The organism is Moorena sp. SIO4A5 (assembly GCF_010672005.1).
In the GTDB taxonomy this organism is placed as follows: Bacteria; Cyanobacteriota; Cyanobacteriia; order Cyanobacteriales; family Coleofasciculaceae; genus Moorena.
In genome coordinates this window covers 24,160-40,919 of sequence record NZ_JAAHHZ010000060.1, presented here as the reverse complement: position 1 = coordinate 40,919, position 16,760 = coordinate 24,160, and the positions used below count along the sequence as shown (strand labels likewise).

The window sequence follows — 16,760 nt, the reverse complement described above, 5'->3', positions numbered from 1 at the left end:
GGAGCAGATAATTTGCGCTCGCTGTTGTGTTTTACTCAAGCAGTGCGACTTCATTCGTGGTCTGACCCATTTTCATTGGTGGCAGGCAGCCAAGGCTTAACGATAACTATTTAACCGGATTTGATATTAGTGCTGCGTCGATTACCCCCATCAACCTTGACGACCTGACTCTGGGAGCAACCATCACAGGACCAGTGGGTCCGACAGTCGATGCATCCCTGATCAATGGTGACGGCAACAGCCTGGGGGACTTGACCAGTAGCGTTTCTTGTCCTGTTGGTTTTCTAACTTGTGTGCCGCCCCAAAATCCAGCGGGAACCATCTACACTTATATACACAAAGTTACCCCTGGTGTAGACTTTCCTAACGATCCCCCCTTCCCTCAACCGGATGGTTTACTTCGGTTTGATGATGTCAATCAGTTCGGGTTGGAGTTCAAAGCTGAAGGCTTTACAGGAGTTGCGGGCTATAGCTTTGGGGAAGCAAAGCAGGCACTCGGTTCGAGTGGGGAGTTTTCCATAAAGCTTGATCAAGATGGCAGTCTAGTTTGGAGTGTTGTCGGTGGATCAGATTGGAGTACTAATTCCGACACTCCAGAAACCATCTCCTTCTTTTGGCAAACCACACAACCCCCCATTGGTCCATTTGGGAGGTTCACGGCTAAGAATGATACCCAATCCGGGACAGGTAATGCTCCACTGCCTCTGGCAGTGCCAGTGCCTGAACCGATGTCGTCTCAGGGTCTACTGGCTCTGGGCTTTCTGGGCTTAGGATTAGTGGTTCAGGACTTACGCGGTTAACTTGATTTCGCCCCCCTAGCCCCCCAATTTTGGGGGGAAATTGAGTTAAAGTCCCCCAGAATTGGGGGATTTAGGGGGCAAATGCGTAAGTCCTATGGTTAAGAGAAGGATCGGTTCTAGTCTGTTTTAAGGGAACTAGGGAGTAGGGAGTAGGGAGTAGGGAGTCGGGAGGGTGGGAAGTTGCTAGTGGTGGGTTAGGGATGGGTTTGCTTTTGAGCCTCTTCGCGCTTGCAACAGCCGGTCCCGTAACGCACCACCCATCCGAATAGTTTTTGACGTTGCGTCAGTCTTTGAATGAATAGGAGTAGAGTGGGCATCCTGCCCGCGCGAAAATAAGCATGAAACTGGCAAGATGCCAGTTCTACACAAGATGCCAGTTCTACGCAAGATGCCAGTTCCACGCCTGATGCCCATTCTACGGCAAGATGCCTATTCCACCTCACTCTTAAAATCATTCCATTATTAAGCAACGCCTAGTTTTTGGTGTTATGATCAAGCCATGGGATCCGGCCAAAAATTCCTATAGCAATTCTCTTTCCCATGAGGTACAAAGTGATCCCCCGTTGGTCCCCCTTAAAAAGGGGGACTTTGACCTTGATAAGCGTACCTCATAAATGCAATAAACGCTATATATATTCTTGCTAATTTTGGAGATAGAGAAATGCTTTGTATTCCTATCCAACATTAGCTTTTAAACCAGGAGAGAGCAATGCTTCAAAGTTATGAAGCTATTATCGAAAATGGTCAACTTCAATGGTTAACAGATGCACCAAAAGTATCCAAAGCTCGTGTAATTGTGACAATTCTTTCGGATAGTGAACCAAAAGTATTGCGCCGGACTCCCTCAGCTTCCATTGCCGGTAAAGGTAGAACTTTGGGAGATTTGGTCACTTCCCTCGTTGAGGAAGAGGATTGGGATGGAATTATCAATTGGAGATCAAAAGATTTTACTAAATAGCTTGTAGGGTGGGCAAAAACCGTTTAGTTCTTTTGATAATTCTAGATCCTATAATTTTCCCACCCTACTTAATAGGCAAAAACTTTTGACTTCTGACTTCTAACTTCTGACTTGCGCGTAGCGCTATATCATTGGTTATTCCGCAACCAATTCGACAAATCTACGGAGCTGGTAAAATCTGCCATAGCAACTCCTAAACCTTCTAATTGTTCTAGAGATAATTGTTGAATTCCTTCTAGAATTTCTGAGGGTATTGCACCAAGTTTACCTTCCAGTTGACGGGATATCAGTCCCTGCATTAATAATCTCCCTTCTTCCCGGCCTTGTTCGAGAGCTTGACGAATTTCACCTTTGCGGTCTTCCATAAATACTTCTCGTTTGTGTAATTCCTCCAAGTCTTTTCTACTCATATTCGCTTGATTAGCTATGGTTAGCGCCTGAGCAATTTCCGGGATTTCTGATAAGGTATCGGGAATTGCTTCTAAATTTGGGGCTTCCTTCATAAAATATATCCATTTCTCCGATGCCGTTTCTAAGTCTTCTAAAGACCGGGAAAATTTCGGCAGTTCCACAAAGACCATGCTTAGGTGTTGGTTTCGATAGATAAAATTATCTTGTTCTTCTTGAAATACAAAACGAGTTAGGTATCGGTCGGTTTCCTCAAACATGGTGAAGTCGGTAATCGTTAAAGCAATCACCGGCTTGAGTTTATAATATCCTTGCCCAGATTTTAATTGATTGGCATAGGTTTTGGCGAGATTATAGATTACTCGTTTATCAAAAGCTGGAACATTTAACACTTGCATTTCAATAATTACTGTCGAGCCGTCATTTAGAATCGCCTTGACATCCAGGTAGGTATCCTTTAACTCCGTAGTATAGCCAGCATTGTATGGGTCAATGATATCTAAATTATTTATCCTAGATTCTCCTTGATATATTAAAGCATTTAGAAAGCTAATTAGGACTTCTTTACTTTCAGAGGAACCAAAGATTTTCTTAAAAGCAAAGTCGGTTTTGGGGCTGATAAATCTCATGGTTATTTTGTTAGGGATGATGGGTGAGCGGGTTTTGAACCATAAAATCTGGATTAGACCAGTATTTTGTCCCTAAATTGGCCAATACCACTATTATAGTTGTGATTATTATATCGCAAAATAGTACAAATATACTTAATAATATAAAACGTGAGATATGGCAATAAAAAACCGTAAGCATTAGCTGATGGCTGTTCGCGCAGCGTGCGCGTAGCGCATATGCTTACCACAAAGCTGACCGCTGACCGCTGACCGCTGTATGCTTACTCTAAGGAATTTTAGCTAAAGCTTCGCGAACGACATCAGAACCAACACCAACCAAGCAGGAATTTTCAGTTAGATGACGTTTCCAAGCTCTACTACCTGGTTGCCCTGCAAATAATTGCAGCATATGTCTGGTAATTTTGTTAAGCTTAAAACCCTTGGCTACCCAGTGATCAATATAGGAAAACATAGCTTCGACAACCTGATGGCGAGTTGGGGGTATAACTGTCTCGCTATAGATATCACAATCAGCTTTGGCAAACAGATAGGGATTGTCGTAAGCTGCACGCCCAATCATGACCCCATCGACATACTCCCGTTGTTCTTGCACTTGTTCAAGACTAGTGAATCCACCATTAATTTCCACGAATAAGTCAGGTAACTCCTGCTTGAGACGATGGACGTCACTGTAACGTAAGGGTGGGACGTTGCGATTCTCTTTTGGACTCAAACCCTGTAGCCAAGCCTTGCGAGCATGTACAGTAAAATGCTGACAACCGGCATCTGAGACAATGCGAACAAAATTAGCCATGTCTTCATAGCGGTCAAGGTGATCAATACCGATACGGTGCTTGACAGTAACGGGTATGTTCACTACTTTAACCATTGCCTCTACACAGCGTGCTACCTGTTCAGGCTGCGCCATCAAACAAGCTCCAAAATTGCCATTTTGCACTCGACTACTGGGACAACCAACGTTGAGATTAATCTGGTCATAGTCCATAGCTTCAGCAATTCGGGCGCATTCAGCTAAGTCACTGGGAGTGTCACCACCAACTTGTAAGACTAGGGGTTTCTCTTGTGGGGAAAAGCCTAGCAAGCGTTTGCGATCGCCATGAAGAATTGCTGCACTGGTGACCATTTCGGTGTAGAGTAATGTCCGTCGTGTAATCTGGCGCATGAAATAGCGATAGTGGCGGTCAGTGCGATCCATCATTGGCGCAATACTTAAGGGATAACCGCTACTAATAATTTTGGATTCAGTTGGAAGTGATTCGGGTGAAATAGCTGTACTCGGAGCAGTCATGGGTTGAGGCAGTTACTTAGGGAGCAGGGAGCAGGGAGCAGGGAGCAGGGAAGTCGGAAGTGGAAAAACAATCCTGTGTACCTGATAGTTATGCAAACCGCCGTATCCCCAGCCTAGCAATTTAGATTGACCTAATTGATTTCGTTGAGTTTCAATTACTTAAACAATCACGCGCGATAACTTTCACTTGCTGATAATTCAATTTTCCTTGACCATTGCGCGGTAAAGATTCTACCGCCACCCAATCCTTAGGACACTTGAATTTACTCAAATTCCCCTCTACCTTTTGTTGCACCATCGCAACAGAAACCTGATCGGAACTAGGCACAAAAACAGCGGTTACCACTTGACCCCAATAGTCATCGGGTAAGCCAATCACACAAACATCACTGACGAGCCCTGTGCCACGAATTACCTGTTCTACCTCAGCGGGAAACACATTTTCACCACCGGTAATAATTTTGTTACTGCGACGGCCAACAGTATATAAGTAACCCTGTTGATCGAAATAGCCTAAATCGTCCGATTGTAGCGTTTGGAGTCTGTTGGGAAATTTACTTACCTCAGACTCTAGGGCAAGATTTTTGCTAGGGCTATAGTAGCCATGGAATAAGGACTTTGCTTCAATAGTAATCACACCAGTTTGATTAGCCTTGAGAATTTCTCCATTACCATTGCGAATGGTCACCTTAGCATGGGGTAACACCTGACCACAACTATTGTTACCACTGTTACCACTGAGGAAATCCTCAGGTTTAAGGGTGACTACACCAGAAGCGGTTTCGGTCATGCCATAGGTAAGAGCTAAAGGAATATGATACTGTTTTGCTTGTGTTAATAGGGATTCCCAAGCCGGAGCACCGCCTAACAAGACTGTCCGAAAGCGGGATAACCAGTCAGCCGCATCTTGGTTGATGAGCTTGGCTAGTTGAGTCGGTACCAGAGAGATAAAAAATTCTTTGGGATCAATGTCTCGTCCTTCCCCAGCTTTCAAGGCTTTGAAGGGCAAAATTACCATACGTCCGCCTGTAGTAAGCGATCGCATAAACTGCATCAAACCACTGACATGATAAAGAGGCAAGACACAAAAGGAATTCACTGGCTTGTTCCCAAAATACTGATGAAACCCTGCTACTGATGCCATTAAGGTTTCCCAAGTGTGAATCGCAAAGCGGATTTTGCCAGATGAGCCCCCTGTAGGAATCATAATGAGTGCTGAGGGCGGATTATTGATTATTGAATATTGATTATTGAGTGTTGAGTGTTTATTATTGAGTGTTGATGGCTCAATGATACTGGCTAATTCTCCGATAATTAGATCGGGATGGATTTGGTTAAGGACTTGTTGCCATTCTGGTTTTACCCAGTAGGGATTCCCTAAGAATACATGACAATTACTGGAAACAGCAGCTAGGAAAGCGGCGATAAATTTAAGAGGACTTTGCTCTACTAAAAGAATTTTCGGTGCTTTTTCCTGGGAAAGTTGGGAGAATTGCTGACAGTATTGCTCAATGAGTTGGTTAAGTTGCTGACTGTCATAGCCAATCAGCCATTGTTCACCAGAACGTTGTTGGACATAGCTTAGGGGCTGCTGGACGTATGAATCTTGCCGATATTTGCTCTTTAAAGCTTCAACCATCTAACCAAATAACCTTAACACCCAATAACTTTAAACATTCCAACCTTCAATCATCTAACCAAATAACCCAATAACCAAATAACCCAATAACCTAAAAACCCAATAACCTAAAAACCATCAAACCTTCAACCATCAAACCTTCAACCATCAAACCTTCAACCATCAAACCTTCAACCATCAAACCTTCAACCATCAAACCTTCAACCATCAAACCTTCAACCATCAAACCTTCAACCATCAAACCTTCAACATTCCAACCTTCAACATTCCAACTTTCAACCATCTCTTAAACCTTAATCAAACCAATGGTTGACACCAAAACCTACAGCGCGCTTGAAGTCAGAGAGTTCTGCGGCTAACTGGAGAACCGCTTGTTGACCAATGGTAGTTTCCAAGGCGGATGAAAAGACGGTATCAATTGGATAGGTTTGGTAAAACTGCCGTAGTCGTTTCCGAGAACCTGCGATCGCAGCTTTAATCACAAAAATGCCTCGCCATCCCCGCTGGTAACACTGTTCAAGTTGGTCAAGGGTTGCCACCGATTCATCTAATGCGATCGCAGTCGAATAGTTGTGGCTCATCTCCAACATCACATCGAACTGCTCTGGAGGTAGGGGCTGTTCGATAAACTCAACCGCTCCAATGGTGTCACATACCATCAGCCACTGCTCAGCTTCTTGTTTAGTCAATCCCCCATTGGCATCCAAACGCAATTGGCCAGAAGCAGGTATTGCTTCAACCAACTCCTTAACTATCTTGACTTCATCCTCAATCGGAGCAATACCAATTTTCCATTTAAAGCTTCGGTATCCCTGATTCCAGGGAGCTTCCCAGGACTGTTTTGCTGCTTCATAACTCGGCAACAAGTAACTGTAGTGTTGTTTGCTTTGTTCAAAGTCTTTTGTAGAAAGTCCTTTGCCCATCACTAGCTCCCAAGCCGATTCAAACCCAAATTGACAGCAAGGTAGTTCAGCAGGAATGGCGAAAATCTCCTCTGTAGTAATCTCCTGAGGTAATTGCTCGCAAAAATTAAAGGCTTGTTCCAGAGTTTCCGAACCAAACCAAGGGATAGGAGCAATTTCACCCCAGCCAATGTTCCCTATTTCATCACTAAGGCTAAGAATGATACCTTCTCTGACTGTCCATTGGCCATGACTGGTAGACAGGGGATGTTTAAAGGGACGCTGGTATGGGTGAAACTTGAACTTATAGTTGGTCATTTATTACGGCGGTTTGCAATTGGGTGAGGTACAAATTCCTGGGTTTTAGGGAACAGGGAACAGCTAACAGGGAACAGGTAAGAGGGAATAGGTAAAAAATCCTGTGTACCTAATAGTTATGAAAAACGCTGTAATTGCTAATTGCTATTGCGCTGCATCCCGATTCCCGATTCCCTATTCCCTATTCCCTATTCCCTATTCCCTATTCAACACTTCTAGGTTTAGTTAATACCAATACTCCTAAGGTTCCGCCAACAATCGGGTAGTGAGTTGCACGAAAACCTACTTGCCGTGCTAAAGATTCTTGCTCCGGACCACGGGGGAATCGCTGTACACTAGGCCAGATATAGGCATACTCTTCCTCAAGTCCTTGCTGACTGGCTAGGGGAACAACAATAGTTTCCATATACCACTGTTGAAACTGTCGAAACAGAGCCTGAGACGGTAAGTGAAAGTCAAGAATTGCTGCTTTAGCCCCTGGTTTAAGAATACGGTAAATTTCCTTTAGGCTCTTGGGGATATCTACGACATTACGTAATCCATATCCCATAGTTGCTCCGTCAAAGGTATTGTCAGCAAATGGTAAATCTAAAACATCCGCCTCTACCCAGTCAATCTGTGGTTCAGAGGATTTTTGTTTTGCGATCGCTAACATCTGGGGAGCAAAATCGACTCCATACACCTTTCCTTGAGTGCCTACTTTCTCCGCTAATAGTCGAGTCAGGTCTCCACTGCCACAACACAGGTCAACACAGGTATCTCCTGGCTTAGGTTCAGCCCATTTAACCGTCATCAGCTTCCAAATTCGATGCTGACCCCAACTGATCCAGTCATTTAGCTGGTCATAGTTAGAAGAGATATTATCAAAAATTCCCTGAATCGCCTGGGATTGGTCTGACATGATTCGTTCAATTAAGGTTAATTAAGGTTAATTAAGAAACCGACACCCAACAAGAGTCCACTCCAAAAATGTAGCGCTACGGCAATAAACTTACAATTACTCACCTTTTCCGGTTGGTTGTAATTAGCGTTAACATGGCGGCAAAGCTTGATAGCAAAAGGCAATCCTACCAAACTGAGTAATGTCGATATGGGGAATAGCCCCATGATCACAAACCCAGCAGTAGCAGCAAATAGGCTACCACAAATCCAGGGCAACAGTTTAGCACCCCTTTTGGTGCCAAGGCGAACAATAGGCGATCGCTTCCCAGCTGCTATATCATCCTTTACTTGGTGAAAATGGGAGCAAAATAGAATTAACGTAGTCGCCAGACCCACAATTATCGATGCCGCCAGGTTAGTGACAGACCAACTCTGGGTTTGACTGTAGTAGGCAGCTGACATACCTAACGGACCAAAGCTCAAAAAGACCAGAATCTCTCCTAGACCTTGGTAGCCCAGGCGAAAGGGAGGTCCTTGGTACATATAGCCAAGGCTGCAGCATAGGAGTACTAACGCCATCACTGTTAAGTCTTGCTGCCACCAGCAGATCAGTAGCATACCAAGGATACCCAGTCCTAAACACAGGTTCCCTAGCCAAAAAATCAAGGATTTGTTTCCCGTCAGGTTGACTATCGAGTGAGGTTTGTTTGTATCAATCCCAGTCTCAGAGTCAAACACATCGTTACTCAGATTCTCCCAAGCCAGAATCAGAATCGAAGCACTGACAAAGGTCAAAAATATCGTCCAATTGAAGTGATTGGTCTCAAACCATGCCACAGCAGCTGCCACCCAAACATACATAATTGCCACGCTATACATGGGGGGCTTGATTGCTGCTAGCCACAATTTCCGTTTGGAGTTAGGAGCTTTAATTGTGTTTGTTGTCATAATAGTCACGGAATATGAATGCAAGTCGTGCTAGGCTCACCGTCAAACCATCAACCAATACTGCTGGGACTCTTCAAGCCTTGGGTAAATGGTCTTCAACGGTGTTAAGGGGCAGCAATAGCAGAATACCATTAATCCCAATCAAGGTCGTGAATTGATAATACGTCAATTTATGTAAATTTTATTGACAAAATCTTAACTAAAGTGATAAAAAAACTACTATTACTATAGGACTTACGCAAAACTGAACCCCAAACTCTATAAGTAGTAGGGTGCGTTAATAACGCACCCTGTAAGTCTTGTAATCAATCCTAAAAAGTATGACTAAAAAGTATGACCAGTAATGTAAGAGTGCTAGAAAGGGATACTCTAGAGATCAAGTCGAAACAGCCAAGATTTGGACTGCCATCTAAATTGGTAGGCTTAGCCTTGGCAATCAAAAAGTATTTCCCAGAAACTATCAATACCTTAAGCAAAGTTATTGGTAATCGAATCAGACTCTTAGAAAGAGCAGAAATGCTGGCAGATGCCACCAGTTTCCAACGCACTGCAATTATTATGTCAGCTGTGAAACTTGGTGTTTTTGATTATCTGCACAAGCATCCCGGAGTTTCTGCTAATTTAGTAGCCAGGGATTTGAATCTTAATTTGATCTCAACTGAGCGATTGCTGAGGGTTTTGGAGAGTCTTGGTTATCTCAAAATTAGCCAAACTAATCATAATCAAGGTTTTGGCTATGTTAATACCCAAATGACTAAGAATTACTTAGTTAGAGAAAGTCCAAGTTATTTGGGAGATTATTACAATCTAGTCTCTCAGACATGGTCATCCTGGTTATCATTAAACTTAACTATCCAAACCGGCAGCTCAAATCAGCAGATGGATTTGTTTAATGGTAATGATGAAACCCTTTATGAGTACTATGCATTTGCTAACGAATATCTGAAAGAACCCTCCCGAGAATTGTTCACTAAAATTCCTCTTGATCAGGTTAAGAGAATTATTACTGGCGAAGTGGGTATTACCTTTATAGGCAAGCTACTGGAACGCAAGCCTGATGTAGACTTTGTGCTGGCAGGCTTGGAAAATCAAATTGATTTTTTAGATCGACTTTTAAGCAAGTATCCTTTACCTAAATCTCCGGAAGAGATTATTATATCTGCCGAAGGAAACGCTTTGTCTGACCAGTGGGGTGCTAAAGAAGAATATGATATTGTCTTCTTATTTAGAAAATTGTCGTACAGCGATTATGGTAGCCAGTTTATCAAAAAATCTTTTCAGGTTTTAAGACCAAAGGGTATGGTGATTATCCTAGAACCTAGCACTGACAGTTTGGTTCCTTCACCATCATTTTTGCCAGAATTAGAAATAATGGATTTATTGATTGGCGGAGTTAAAGCTCCCTCTCTTTACTCTACCGATAAAATTGTTAACCTCTTAAGAGAAGTAGGCTTCATCAAAACTGAAGTGGTGTCTACCCAAAAGGGCAGCTTTTTATTTGTAGTAGGTTGGAAAAATTAATCAGGGATTGTCTATACTAATATCCCCTTGATTTCCGTCTTGACTAGTGAGCAAATAAATGATTTTTCATCCAAACCAAAATTTTTACTACCAAAACTAGGGCTCATCATTTCTTGATGGTGAGCAATTATAGAATTCTAGGGTAAGCGCAAGAAAAATTAAACCAAAATGTGATAGCGATGCAGCGCCGCCAAAGGGGGTTCCCCCCATGAGCGACTGCATCAAGAATAGAGCAAGGATTATGACCATAGTAAGCCTTGATTATCATGATTATGGCAATTTTTTTCAATAGTTGCGATAAAACCGCCTATTTATTGATTTTTGCCCTTACCCTGCTTTTCTTAATTGCCAAACATGCTTATAATTGATCATTAGTAACTATAAATTCTGTGAATTAAATGTGAATTAAATAAGTTATGTAAATACAAATTAAGAAATATGTAGTAAAGAGCGTTCGCGCAGCGTGGCCATTCGCGTAGCGTGGCAAAAAGGCCAAGGCCAATCGCGTTTGTGTTGTCGTTCATTGAGGTAAACACTCCTGTAATTCAAGAAACCCTATATATGTCAGTCATTCCCTGCCCTGCTAAGCTGTTTCATGAGCCTAAAGAGTTACATCAGTTTCTACTAGCTTGCCAGAAAAAATCTCAAAAACAAGGTATTGCAAAAATTGCCAGTATTTCTCAAGAAATTCCCCCCCTCGACCCACTGGCGGTTTTTCAGGCAATTCGGGATAGAGCCGCCCCTTTTGCCGCCACGCCCGAGCCCCTACACTTCTATTTTGAAAATAGAAGTAATCAAGAATCAATTGTTGCTATTGATGCGGCTGTCTCCCTTAAGTTAGCTGGTGAGCAACGGTTCTATAAAGCGCAAAGATTTATCGACTCATGTCTAGCTAACACCATAATTAGTGGTAAAATAGAGCAGCGATTTGCTGGACCTCATTTCTTCTGTAGCTTTACGTTTTTTGGTGATCAGCTTAATAGTAACAACCCTTTCCCATCTGCCACTATTTTTCTACCTCGCTGGCAAATTTCACTTTGTCAAAGCCGATGTGTAGTAGTGGCTAATCTTGAAATCAATTCTCAAGTTAATCTGGATTGGCTGGTCGAAAGCCTAGGTCGGCAGTTCAATCTAATCACCTCTTCTGGTCGTCTGCTCTACTGTTTTACTGGTAAGGCTAACCATCATCAATTTCTCAAGCAAGATTCAAAAAAAGCCAAAGACTTCAAATTATCGGTTTCATCAGCCTTAAAATCTATCCAAGCCAATCAATTTAGCAAAATTGTCCTTTCCCAAGCCGTGGATGTCGTCTCACCAATACCCTTTAATCTGGTGGATTCTCTGGACAATTTGCGCCATAATTATCCAGATTGCTATATTTTTTCCATCAGTAACGGCAAAGGCAAAAACTTTATTGGCGCTAGTCCTGAACGTCTGATTAGTATTTACGACCATCAGTTAGTGACAGATGCTTTAGCAGGGTCTGCTCCACGAGGTAAAACCCCAGCCGAAGATGCGGATTTGGCGAACCAATTACTTAGTAGTGGAAAAGAGAGACGTGAACATAACGCAGTGAGTGAATTTATTATCCAACGTCTTTGTCAACTGGGTTTGGAACTGGATTTTTCGCCATCTCCCCAACTGCTGAAACTCTCGAATATTCAGCATTTATGGACTCCGATTAAAGCAGCATTACCAGCTGATGTCAATCCCCTAGATATTATAGCGAAACTGCATCCTACTCCAGCAGTGGCTGGTGTTCCTACCAAAATTGCTTGTGAGCAAATCCGACACTACGAAACCTTTGACCGTTCTCTGTATGCTGCTCCCCTCGGATGGATAGATTATCAAGGCAATAGTGAATTTATCGTTGGGATTCGGTCTGCTTTGATAGCAGGTAATCACGCTCGGCTCTACGCTGGTGCTGGAATTGTTGCTGGCTCTGATCCTAATAAAGAACTCGCAGAAATTAACCTAAAGCTAATGGTGCTTCTTAAAGCCTTAGTTTAACCCTGTGTTCATTGGTCGTTGCTGTTTAATCAGTTAAAATAATTTGGTTATAATGAATTATAACAATAATATAGCGTTGATCGTACTATATAGCGTTGGTCGTACTTATGAGGTACAGTCAATTTTATTCTCCCTACTCCCTACTCCCTACTCCCTACTCCCTATTCCCTATTCCCTATTCCCTATTCCCTATTCCCTGTTCCCTGCTCCCTAAAACCTAGAAATAAAGTACCTCACCGAATTAATAACTGCTATAAATGCGATATCAATTTCACTATGAGTTAAGAGGAAACCGAGAGCAACCACGGATTCTTTTTTGCCATGGATTCATGGGTAGCAGCCAGGAATTTGATGAAGCAATATCATTACTTTGTGAGGAATTTTGTTGTCTAGCTGTTGATTTACCTGGTCATGGTAAAACCAAAGTTTTAGGTGGGGATGAGTGCTACACCATGCCAAACACTGCTCACGCCTTAAAGAACTTACTAGAGCAGTTAAACTTTGAACCATGTTTTTTAGTTGGCTATTCTATGGGAGGTCGATTGGCTCTCTACATGACCCTTCATTTCCCCCAATGTTTTAGTAAAGTACTACTCGAATCAGCATCTCCAGGGCTAAAGACTGAAGAAGAACAATTAAAGCGTCGTCAACGAGATTGGCAAATTGCCGAAAAATTGGAAACTGGAGATTTATTGACCTTCTTATCAAATTGGTACAATCAGCCTCTGTTCAGCTCCCTCAAGCAGCATCCTAACTTTGAACAAATTATCAAGATTCGACAACAAAATAACCCTCTGGAATTAGCTAAATCTCTGCGTCATATGAGTACAGGATGCCAACCATCTCTGTGGGAATCACTCCAACATAATCAAGTTCCTTTGCTTTTGCTAGTCGGAGACTATGATCATAAATTTAAATCAATTAACTCAGAAATAGTAACACTTTCTCCAGAAGCTAAGTTAAACGTCATTCCTGATTGTGGACATAACATCCATTTTGAGAACGTCAATGAATTTGTTAAAAATGTCAGAGATTTTTTTTAGGGAGTAGGGATTAGCGATTAGGAATTAGGGTAGTCAACCGTCAACTGTCAACAAAACCGAATCAACATTTAAAATATTCAAATAAAATGTTGATTAACCTAATTGAATGCCTATTGATTTTCGCAACACCAATAGCCTCTGGGCTTCCATCCTGGTAGAAACCCTACAGCGCTTGGGATTGACCACAGCAATCATCTGTCCAGGGTCACGCTCAACCCCTCTAACTGTTGCGTTTGCTCAACACCCACAGATCGAGGCAATTCCAGTTCTCGATGAACGTTCAGCCAGCTTTTTCGCCTTAGGCATTGCTCGACAATCGGGAAAACCAGTTGTACTGGTTTGTACCTCTGGCACAGCTGGGGCTAATTTCTATTCCGCTGTGATTGAAGCCAGAGAAAGCCGAGTACCACTATTGGTATTGACTGCTGACCGTCCCCCAGAACTGCAAGATTGTCATTCCGGACAAACCATTGACCAAATCAAATTATACGGCAACTATCCCAACTGGCAAAGTACCCTAGCGGTCCCTCAAGCTGATATCAGTATGCTCCGTTATCTACGGCAAACCGTAGTTCATGCTTGGGAGCGAGCCTCCTTTGGCAGCACTCCACTAACACATTTTCCTACCCCTGGTCCAGTACACTTAAATCTACCTTTCCGTGACCCCCTCCCACCTATTCCCGACACAACCACTAACCCATTAAAATCCCAATTACAACCAGAAGAATTCTTCGCTCACTGTCAAGAGCAAGCTGTAACTGACAACCTGCAACCTACAACTGACAATCTGCAACCTGCAATCGCTAAAGTCATACAGCAGTGGCAAGAATCCGAGCAAGGAATAATTATCGCTGGTCCAGCTCAACCCCACAATCCCAAAGACTATTGTAATGCGATCGCATCCTTGTCCAAAACCTTAAGATGGCCTGTATTAGCAGAAGGGCTCTCACCGGTAAGAAACTATTGCGACCTCAACCGAGATCTAATTTCCACCTATGACTTGATCCTGCGTAATCCACGATTAGCGCAACAGCTAAAACCCACAATGGTTATTCACATCGGTGAACTACCGATTAGCAAAGAACTGCGTGCTTGGTTGGATAAATGTCAACCGCGACGTTGGGTGATTGACCCTAGCCACCACAACCTCGACCCCCTCCATGGCAAAACAACTCATCTGCGCATGAGTGTAGAACAACTGGGGATATGGGTAAAGGAGTTGAAGGTTGACAGGTTGAAGGTTGACGGTTCACCACTGTTGAAGGTTGAAAGGTTGAAGGTTGAAAGGTTGAAGGTTGACAGGTTGAAGGTTGTTCGCGTTCGCGCAGCGTCGCCTACGGCGAAAGCGTGGCCTTTTGGCCAAGGTTCACCACCGTTGAAGGTTGACGGTTCTAACCTGCAACCTGATAACCTGCAACCAGATAACCTGCAACCAGATAACCTGCAACCAGATAACCTGCAACCAGATAACCTGCAACCAGATAACCTGCAACCTGCAACCCAACCTTACCTACAAAAGTGGTGTGAGGCTGAAGCGAAGGTCAGGGCAAAGGTTGATCAAACAATGACTAAAATGAGTCAGTTGTTTGAAGGCAAAGCTGCTTGGTTACTGTCCCAATGTCTACCACCGGAAACACCTCTATTTATTGCTAACAGCATGCCAGTCAGAGATGTGGAGTTCTTTTGGAAACCTGGTAACACCAGGATTCGACCTTGGTTTAATCGGGGCGCTAATGGGATTGATGGTACCTTATCAACAGCTTTAGGTATTGCTCATCGTAATCAAAGCAGTGTGATGCTAACGGGTGACTTAGCATTTTTGCATGACACCAATGGTTTCCTAATTAAAAACAAGTTTGTTGGTCATTTAACCATTATCTTAATTAATAACAATGGTGGTGGCATTTTCGAGATGTTGCCCATTGCCAAATTTGACCCACCCTTTGAAGAATTCTTTGCCACACCCCAAGATGTCAATTTTTCACAGTTGTGTCTGACTTATGGAGTAGAGCACCAGCTGATTCAATCATGGCAGCAGCTGAAGCAACGTTTAAAACCACTTCCTAGCCAAGGCATTAGAGTGTTAGAATTGCCCACTGACCGTAGAAAAGATGCTAGTTGGCGTCAAGATTATTTTCATTATAATTACTACTGATTTGTTTTTAATAACTAACATGAACCATGCGATTTCTTCCGGAAACTTTTGCATGATATAGCGCTTTATCAGCCTCGGATAATAAATTATATGGGGAGGATTTTCCTGTGGTAATAGTACTGGCACACCCTAGGCTGACGGTAACAATGTCACTCACCAGAGAACCAGAATGAGGGATCGCCTTTTTGTAGAGTTTAGTTTCAATGGTTTCTGCTACCTGAATAGCGCCTTGTATATCAGTACTCGGCAACATTACCACAAATTCCTCACCCCCATAGCGAGCCACCATATCCGCTGGACGCTTTGCTGCTTGATCAAGGATTTGAGCAACTTGTTTAAGACACTCATCTCCTGATTGGTGTCCATAAGTGTCATTGTAAAGCTTAAAAAAATCAATGTCACACAAAACTAAAGATAATGGCTTTTCTTCCCGTGCCAGTCGAGACCATTCGTTGTTCAAATATTCGTCAAAGGCTCGGCGGTTGGCAACTTGGGTTAAGCCATCGATAGTAGCCAGGCGTTCCAACTCTTTATTGGCGATTTTTAACTGTTTCATTGTCCAACTTGATTCAATCAAACGATGTACTCTTCGTCGCAAAACTGCCCAGTTAATTGGCTTAGTTATATAATCGGTTGCACCGGCTTCAAACGCTCGTTCTACAGATTCCTCATCATGGAGGGCTGTAATCATTAGTATAGGAGGACATTCGGAACCAAAGTTATCCTTCAATTTAGCACAGCAGGTAAACCCATCAATTATGGGCATTCTGGCATCTAAAAGCACAATGTCTGGCAATTGCTGCTCACAGATATTCAGACATTGCTCACCGTTGCTAGCTTCAATGACTTTATATCCTTCCTTTGTCAAGCTACGACGTAGCACCAAGCGCATGATCTTCTCATCATCAACCACGAGAACCTGAGGAGTTTTATTCTTAAAGTTATTCAAGTCAGTATTATCCATTATTGCTGCTTGAGTCAGTCATGTATTTCTGAACGGTAGCTCTTTGTTATTTTGTCTAGAAATTAAGGGGAATTTTGCTCGGCAATATCTGTTTAATCTAACCTAGGAAAATTAAATCTTCTAAAGATTAGTCTTCCGATCAAGTCGTCACCCCTGAAATTGTTATAGCCGAATCCTTGACCTAAACAGGATTTTGGCTTATTCAAGATCAATTAATGTAAACCGACCGACTGGGAAACACTCCTGCATCCAGTGGTAAGGCCACTAATGAGATAAGTTAACCTATTCAACA

General features: G+C 42.8%; 14 protein-coding genes and 2 pseudogenes. 6 read left to right on the top strand and 10 right to left on the bottom strand.

Annotated features, from left to right (window positions below):
- Window positions 1-194: 194 nt before the first annotated feature.
- Window positions 195-800 carry an exosortase, PEP-CTERM interaction domain protein gene (locus F6K57_RS19220; protein ID WP_293069965.1) on the top strand — a complete coding sequence of 202 codons (606 nt, stop codon included), beginning with the start codon at window positions 195-197 and terminating at the stop codon, window positions 798-800.
- A 194-nt stretch (window positions 801-994) separates the two neighbouring features.
- Here the strand turns inward: F6K57_RS19220 and F6K57_RS19215 are convergent, their stop codons facing one another.
- The gene (locus F6K57_RS19215; RefSeq protein WP_293026041.1) at window positions 995-1,255 is read right to left on the bottom strand and encodes a hypothetical protein; all 261 of its coding nucleotides are present in this window, start codon (window positions 1,253-1,255) and stop codon (window positions 995-997) included.
- A gap of 254 nt (window positions 1,256-1,509) precedes the next feature.
- Here F6K57_RS19215 and F6K57_RS19210 point away from each other — a divergent pair, with 254 nt between their 5' ends.
- Window positions 1,510-1,758, top strand: coding sequence for a hypothetical protein (locus F6K57_RS19210; protein WP_293026043.1), 249 nt, complete (start codon window positions 1,510-1,512; stop codon window positions 1,756-1,758).
- 128 nt (window positions 1,759-1,886) lie between these two features.
- On the opposite strand, the gene F6K57_RS19205 is transcribed toward F6K57_RS19210, so the two are convergent.
- The 7 genes from F6K57_RS19205 to menA all read right to left on the bottom strand — a co-directional run bounded on the left by F6K57_RS19205 (window position 1,887) and on the right by menA (window position 8,775).
- Window positions 1,887-2,795 carry an Rpn family recombination-promoting nuclease/putative transposase gene (locus F6K57_RS19205; protein WP_293069962.1) on the bottom strand — a complete coding sequence of 303 codons (909 nt, stop codon included), beginning with the start codon at window positions 2,793-2,795 and terminating at the stop codon, window positions 1,887-1,889.
- A 268-nt stretch (window positions 2,796-3,063) separates the two neighbouring features.
- Window positions 3,064-4,086, bottom strand: a complete 1,023-nt coding sequence (gene dusA, locus F6K57_RS19200; RefSeq protein WP_293069960.1) for a tRNA dihydrouridine(20/20a) synthase DusA — start codon at window positions 4,084-4,086, stop codon at window positions 3,064-3,066.
- Window positions 4,087-4,237: 151 nt separating this feature from the next.
- Window positions 4,238-5,725, bottom strand: coding sequence for a 2-succinylbenzoate--CoA ligase (locus F6K57_RS19195; RefSeq protein WP_293026053.1), 1,488 nt, complete (start codon window positions 5,723-5,725; stop codon window positions 4,238-4,240).
- Window positions 5,726-5,816: 91 nt separating this feature from the next.
- A complete protein-coding gene (locus F6K57_RS19190; protein ID WP_293026055.1) occupies window positions 5,817-6,008 on the bottom strand; it encodes a hypothetical protein in 192 nt (63 codons plus the stop codon).
- Window positions 6,009-6,018: 10 nt separating this feature from the next.
- Window positions 6,019-6,945 (bottom strand): o-succinylbenzoate synthase, encoded by a 927-nt coding sequence (locus F6K57_RS19185; protein WP_293026057.1) that lies wholly within the window; start codon window positions 6,943-6,945, stop codon window positions 6,019-6,021.
- Window positions 6,946-7,147: 202 nt separating this feature from the next.
- Complete coding sequence (ubiE, locus tag F6K57_RS19180; protein ID WP_293026059.1) at window positions 7,148-7,846, bottom strand: bifunctional demethylmenaquinone methyltransferase/2-methoxy-6-polyprenyl-1,4-benzoquinol methylase UbiE; 699 nt, start codon at window positions 7,844-7,846, stop codon at window positions 7,148-7,150.
- 17 nt (window positions 7,847-7,863) lie between these two features.
- Window positions 7,864-8,775 (bottom strand): 2-carboxy-1,4-naphthoquinone phytyltransferase, encoded by a 912-nt coding sequence (gene menA / locus F6K57_RS19175; protein ID WP_293026061.1) that lies wholly within the window; start codon window positions 8,773-8,775, stop codon window positions 7,864-7,866.
- 429 nt (window positions 8,776-9,204) lie between these two features.
- On the opposite strand from menA, the gene F6K57_RS19170 reads away from it, so the two are divergent.
- From F6K57_RS19170 to menD, 4 genes and pseudogenes are all read left to right on the top strand, one after another.
- Window positions 9,205-10,296 (top strand): methyltransferase dimerization domain-containing protein, encoded by a 1,092-nt coding sequence (locus tag F6K57_RS19170; RefSeq protein WP_293069957.1) that lies wholly within the window; start codon window positions 9,205-9,207, stop codon window positions 10,294-10,296.
- A gap of 561 nt (window positions 10,297-10,857) precedes the next feature.
- Window positions 10,858-12,306, top strand: a complete 1,449-nt coding sequence (locus tag F6K57_RS19165) for an isochorismate synthase (RefSeq protein WP_293069971.1) — start codon at window positions 10,858-10,860, stop codon at window positions 12,304-12,306.
- 257 nt (window positions 12,307-12,563) lie between these two features.
- Window positions 12,564-13,349, top strand: a complete 786-nt coding sequence (menH, locus tag F6K57_RS19160; protein ID WP_293069955.1) for a 2-succinyl-6-hydroxy-2,4-cyclohexadiene-1-carboxylate synthase — start codon at window positions 12,564-12,566, stop codon at window positions 13,347-13,349.
- A gap of 106 nt (window positions 13,350-13,455) precedes the next feature.
- A pseudogene (menD, locus tag F6K57_RS42075) lies at window positions 13,456-14,538 on the top strand (2-succinyl-5-enolpyruvyl-6-hydroxy-3-cyclohexene-1-carboxylic-acid synthase); the annotation flags it as partial.
- Here the strand turns inward: menD and F6K57_RS42070 are convergent.
- A pseudogene (locus tag F6K57_RS42070) lies at window positions 14,523-14,792 on the bottom strand (hypothetical protein); the annotation flags it as partial. The pseudogenes menD and F6K57_RS42070 overlap by 16 nt on opposite strands.
- A gap of 719 nt (window positions 14,793-15,511) precedes the next feature.
- Window positions 15,512-16,468, bottom strand: coding sequence for a PleD family two-component system response regulator (locus F6K57_RS19150; RefSeq protein ID WP_293069951.1), 957 nt, complete (start codon window positions 16,466-16,468; stop codon window positions 15,512-15,514).
- Window positions 16,469-16,760 lie beyond the last annotated feature (292 nt).

Coding starts and splice junctions, on each gene's coding strand:
- F6K57_RS19185 (WP_293026057.1), bottom strand. CDS start 6,945: ATGACCAACTATAAGTTCAAGTTTCACCCATACCAGCGTCCCTTTAAA.
- F6K57_RS19195 (WP_293026053.1), bottom strand. CDS start 5,725: ATGGTTGAAGCTTTAAAGAGCAAATATCGGCAAGATTCATACGTCCAG.
- F6K57_RS19150 (WP_293069951.1), bottom strand. CDS start 16,468: ATGGATAATACTGACTTGAATAACTTTAAGAATAAAACTCCTCAGGTT.
- menH (WP_293069955.1), top strand. CDS start 12,564: ATGCGATATCAATTTCACTATGAGTTAAGAGGAAACCGAGAGCAACCA.
- F6K57_RS19190 (WP_293026055.1), bottom strand. CDS start 6,008: ATGGTTGAAAGTTGGAATGTTGAAGGTTGGAATGTTGAAGGTTTGATG.
- ubiE (WP_293026059.1), bottom strand. CDS start 7,846: ATGTCAGACCAATCCCAGGCGATTCAGGGAATTTTTGATAATATCTCT.
- F6K57_RS19165 (WP_293069971.1), top strand. CDS start 10,858: ATGTCAGTCATTCCCTGCCCTGCTAAGCTGTTTCATGAGCCTAAAGAG.
- dusA (WP_293069960.1), bottom strand. CDS start 4,086: ATGACTGCTCCGAGTACAGCTATTTCACCCGAATCACTTCCAACTGAA.
- F6K57_RS19210 (WP_293026043.1), top strand. CDS start 1,510: ATGCTTCAAAGTTATGAAGCTATTATCGAAAATGGTCAACTTCAATGG.
- F6K57_RS19205 (WP_293069962.1), bottom strand. CDS start 2,795: ATGAGATTTATCAGCCCCAAAACCGACTTTGCTTTTAAGAAAATCTTT.
- F6K57_RS19215 (WP_293026041.1), bottom strand. CDS start 1,255: ATGATTTTAAGAGTGAGGTGGAATAGGCATCTTGCCGTAGAATGGGCA.
- menA (WP_293026061.1), bottom strand. CDS start 8,775: ATGACAACAAACACAATTAAAGCTCCTAACTCCAAACGGAAATTGTGG.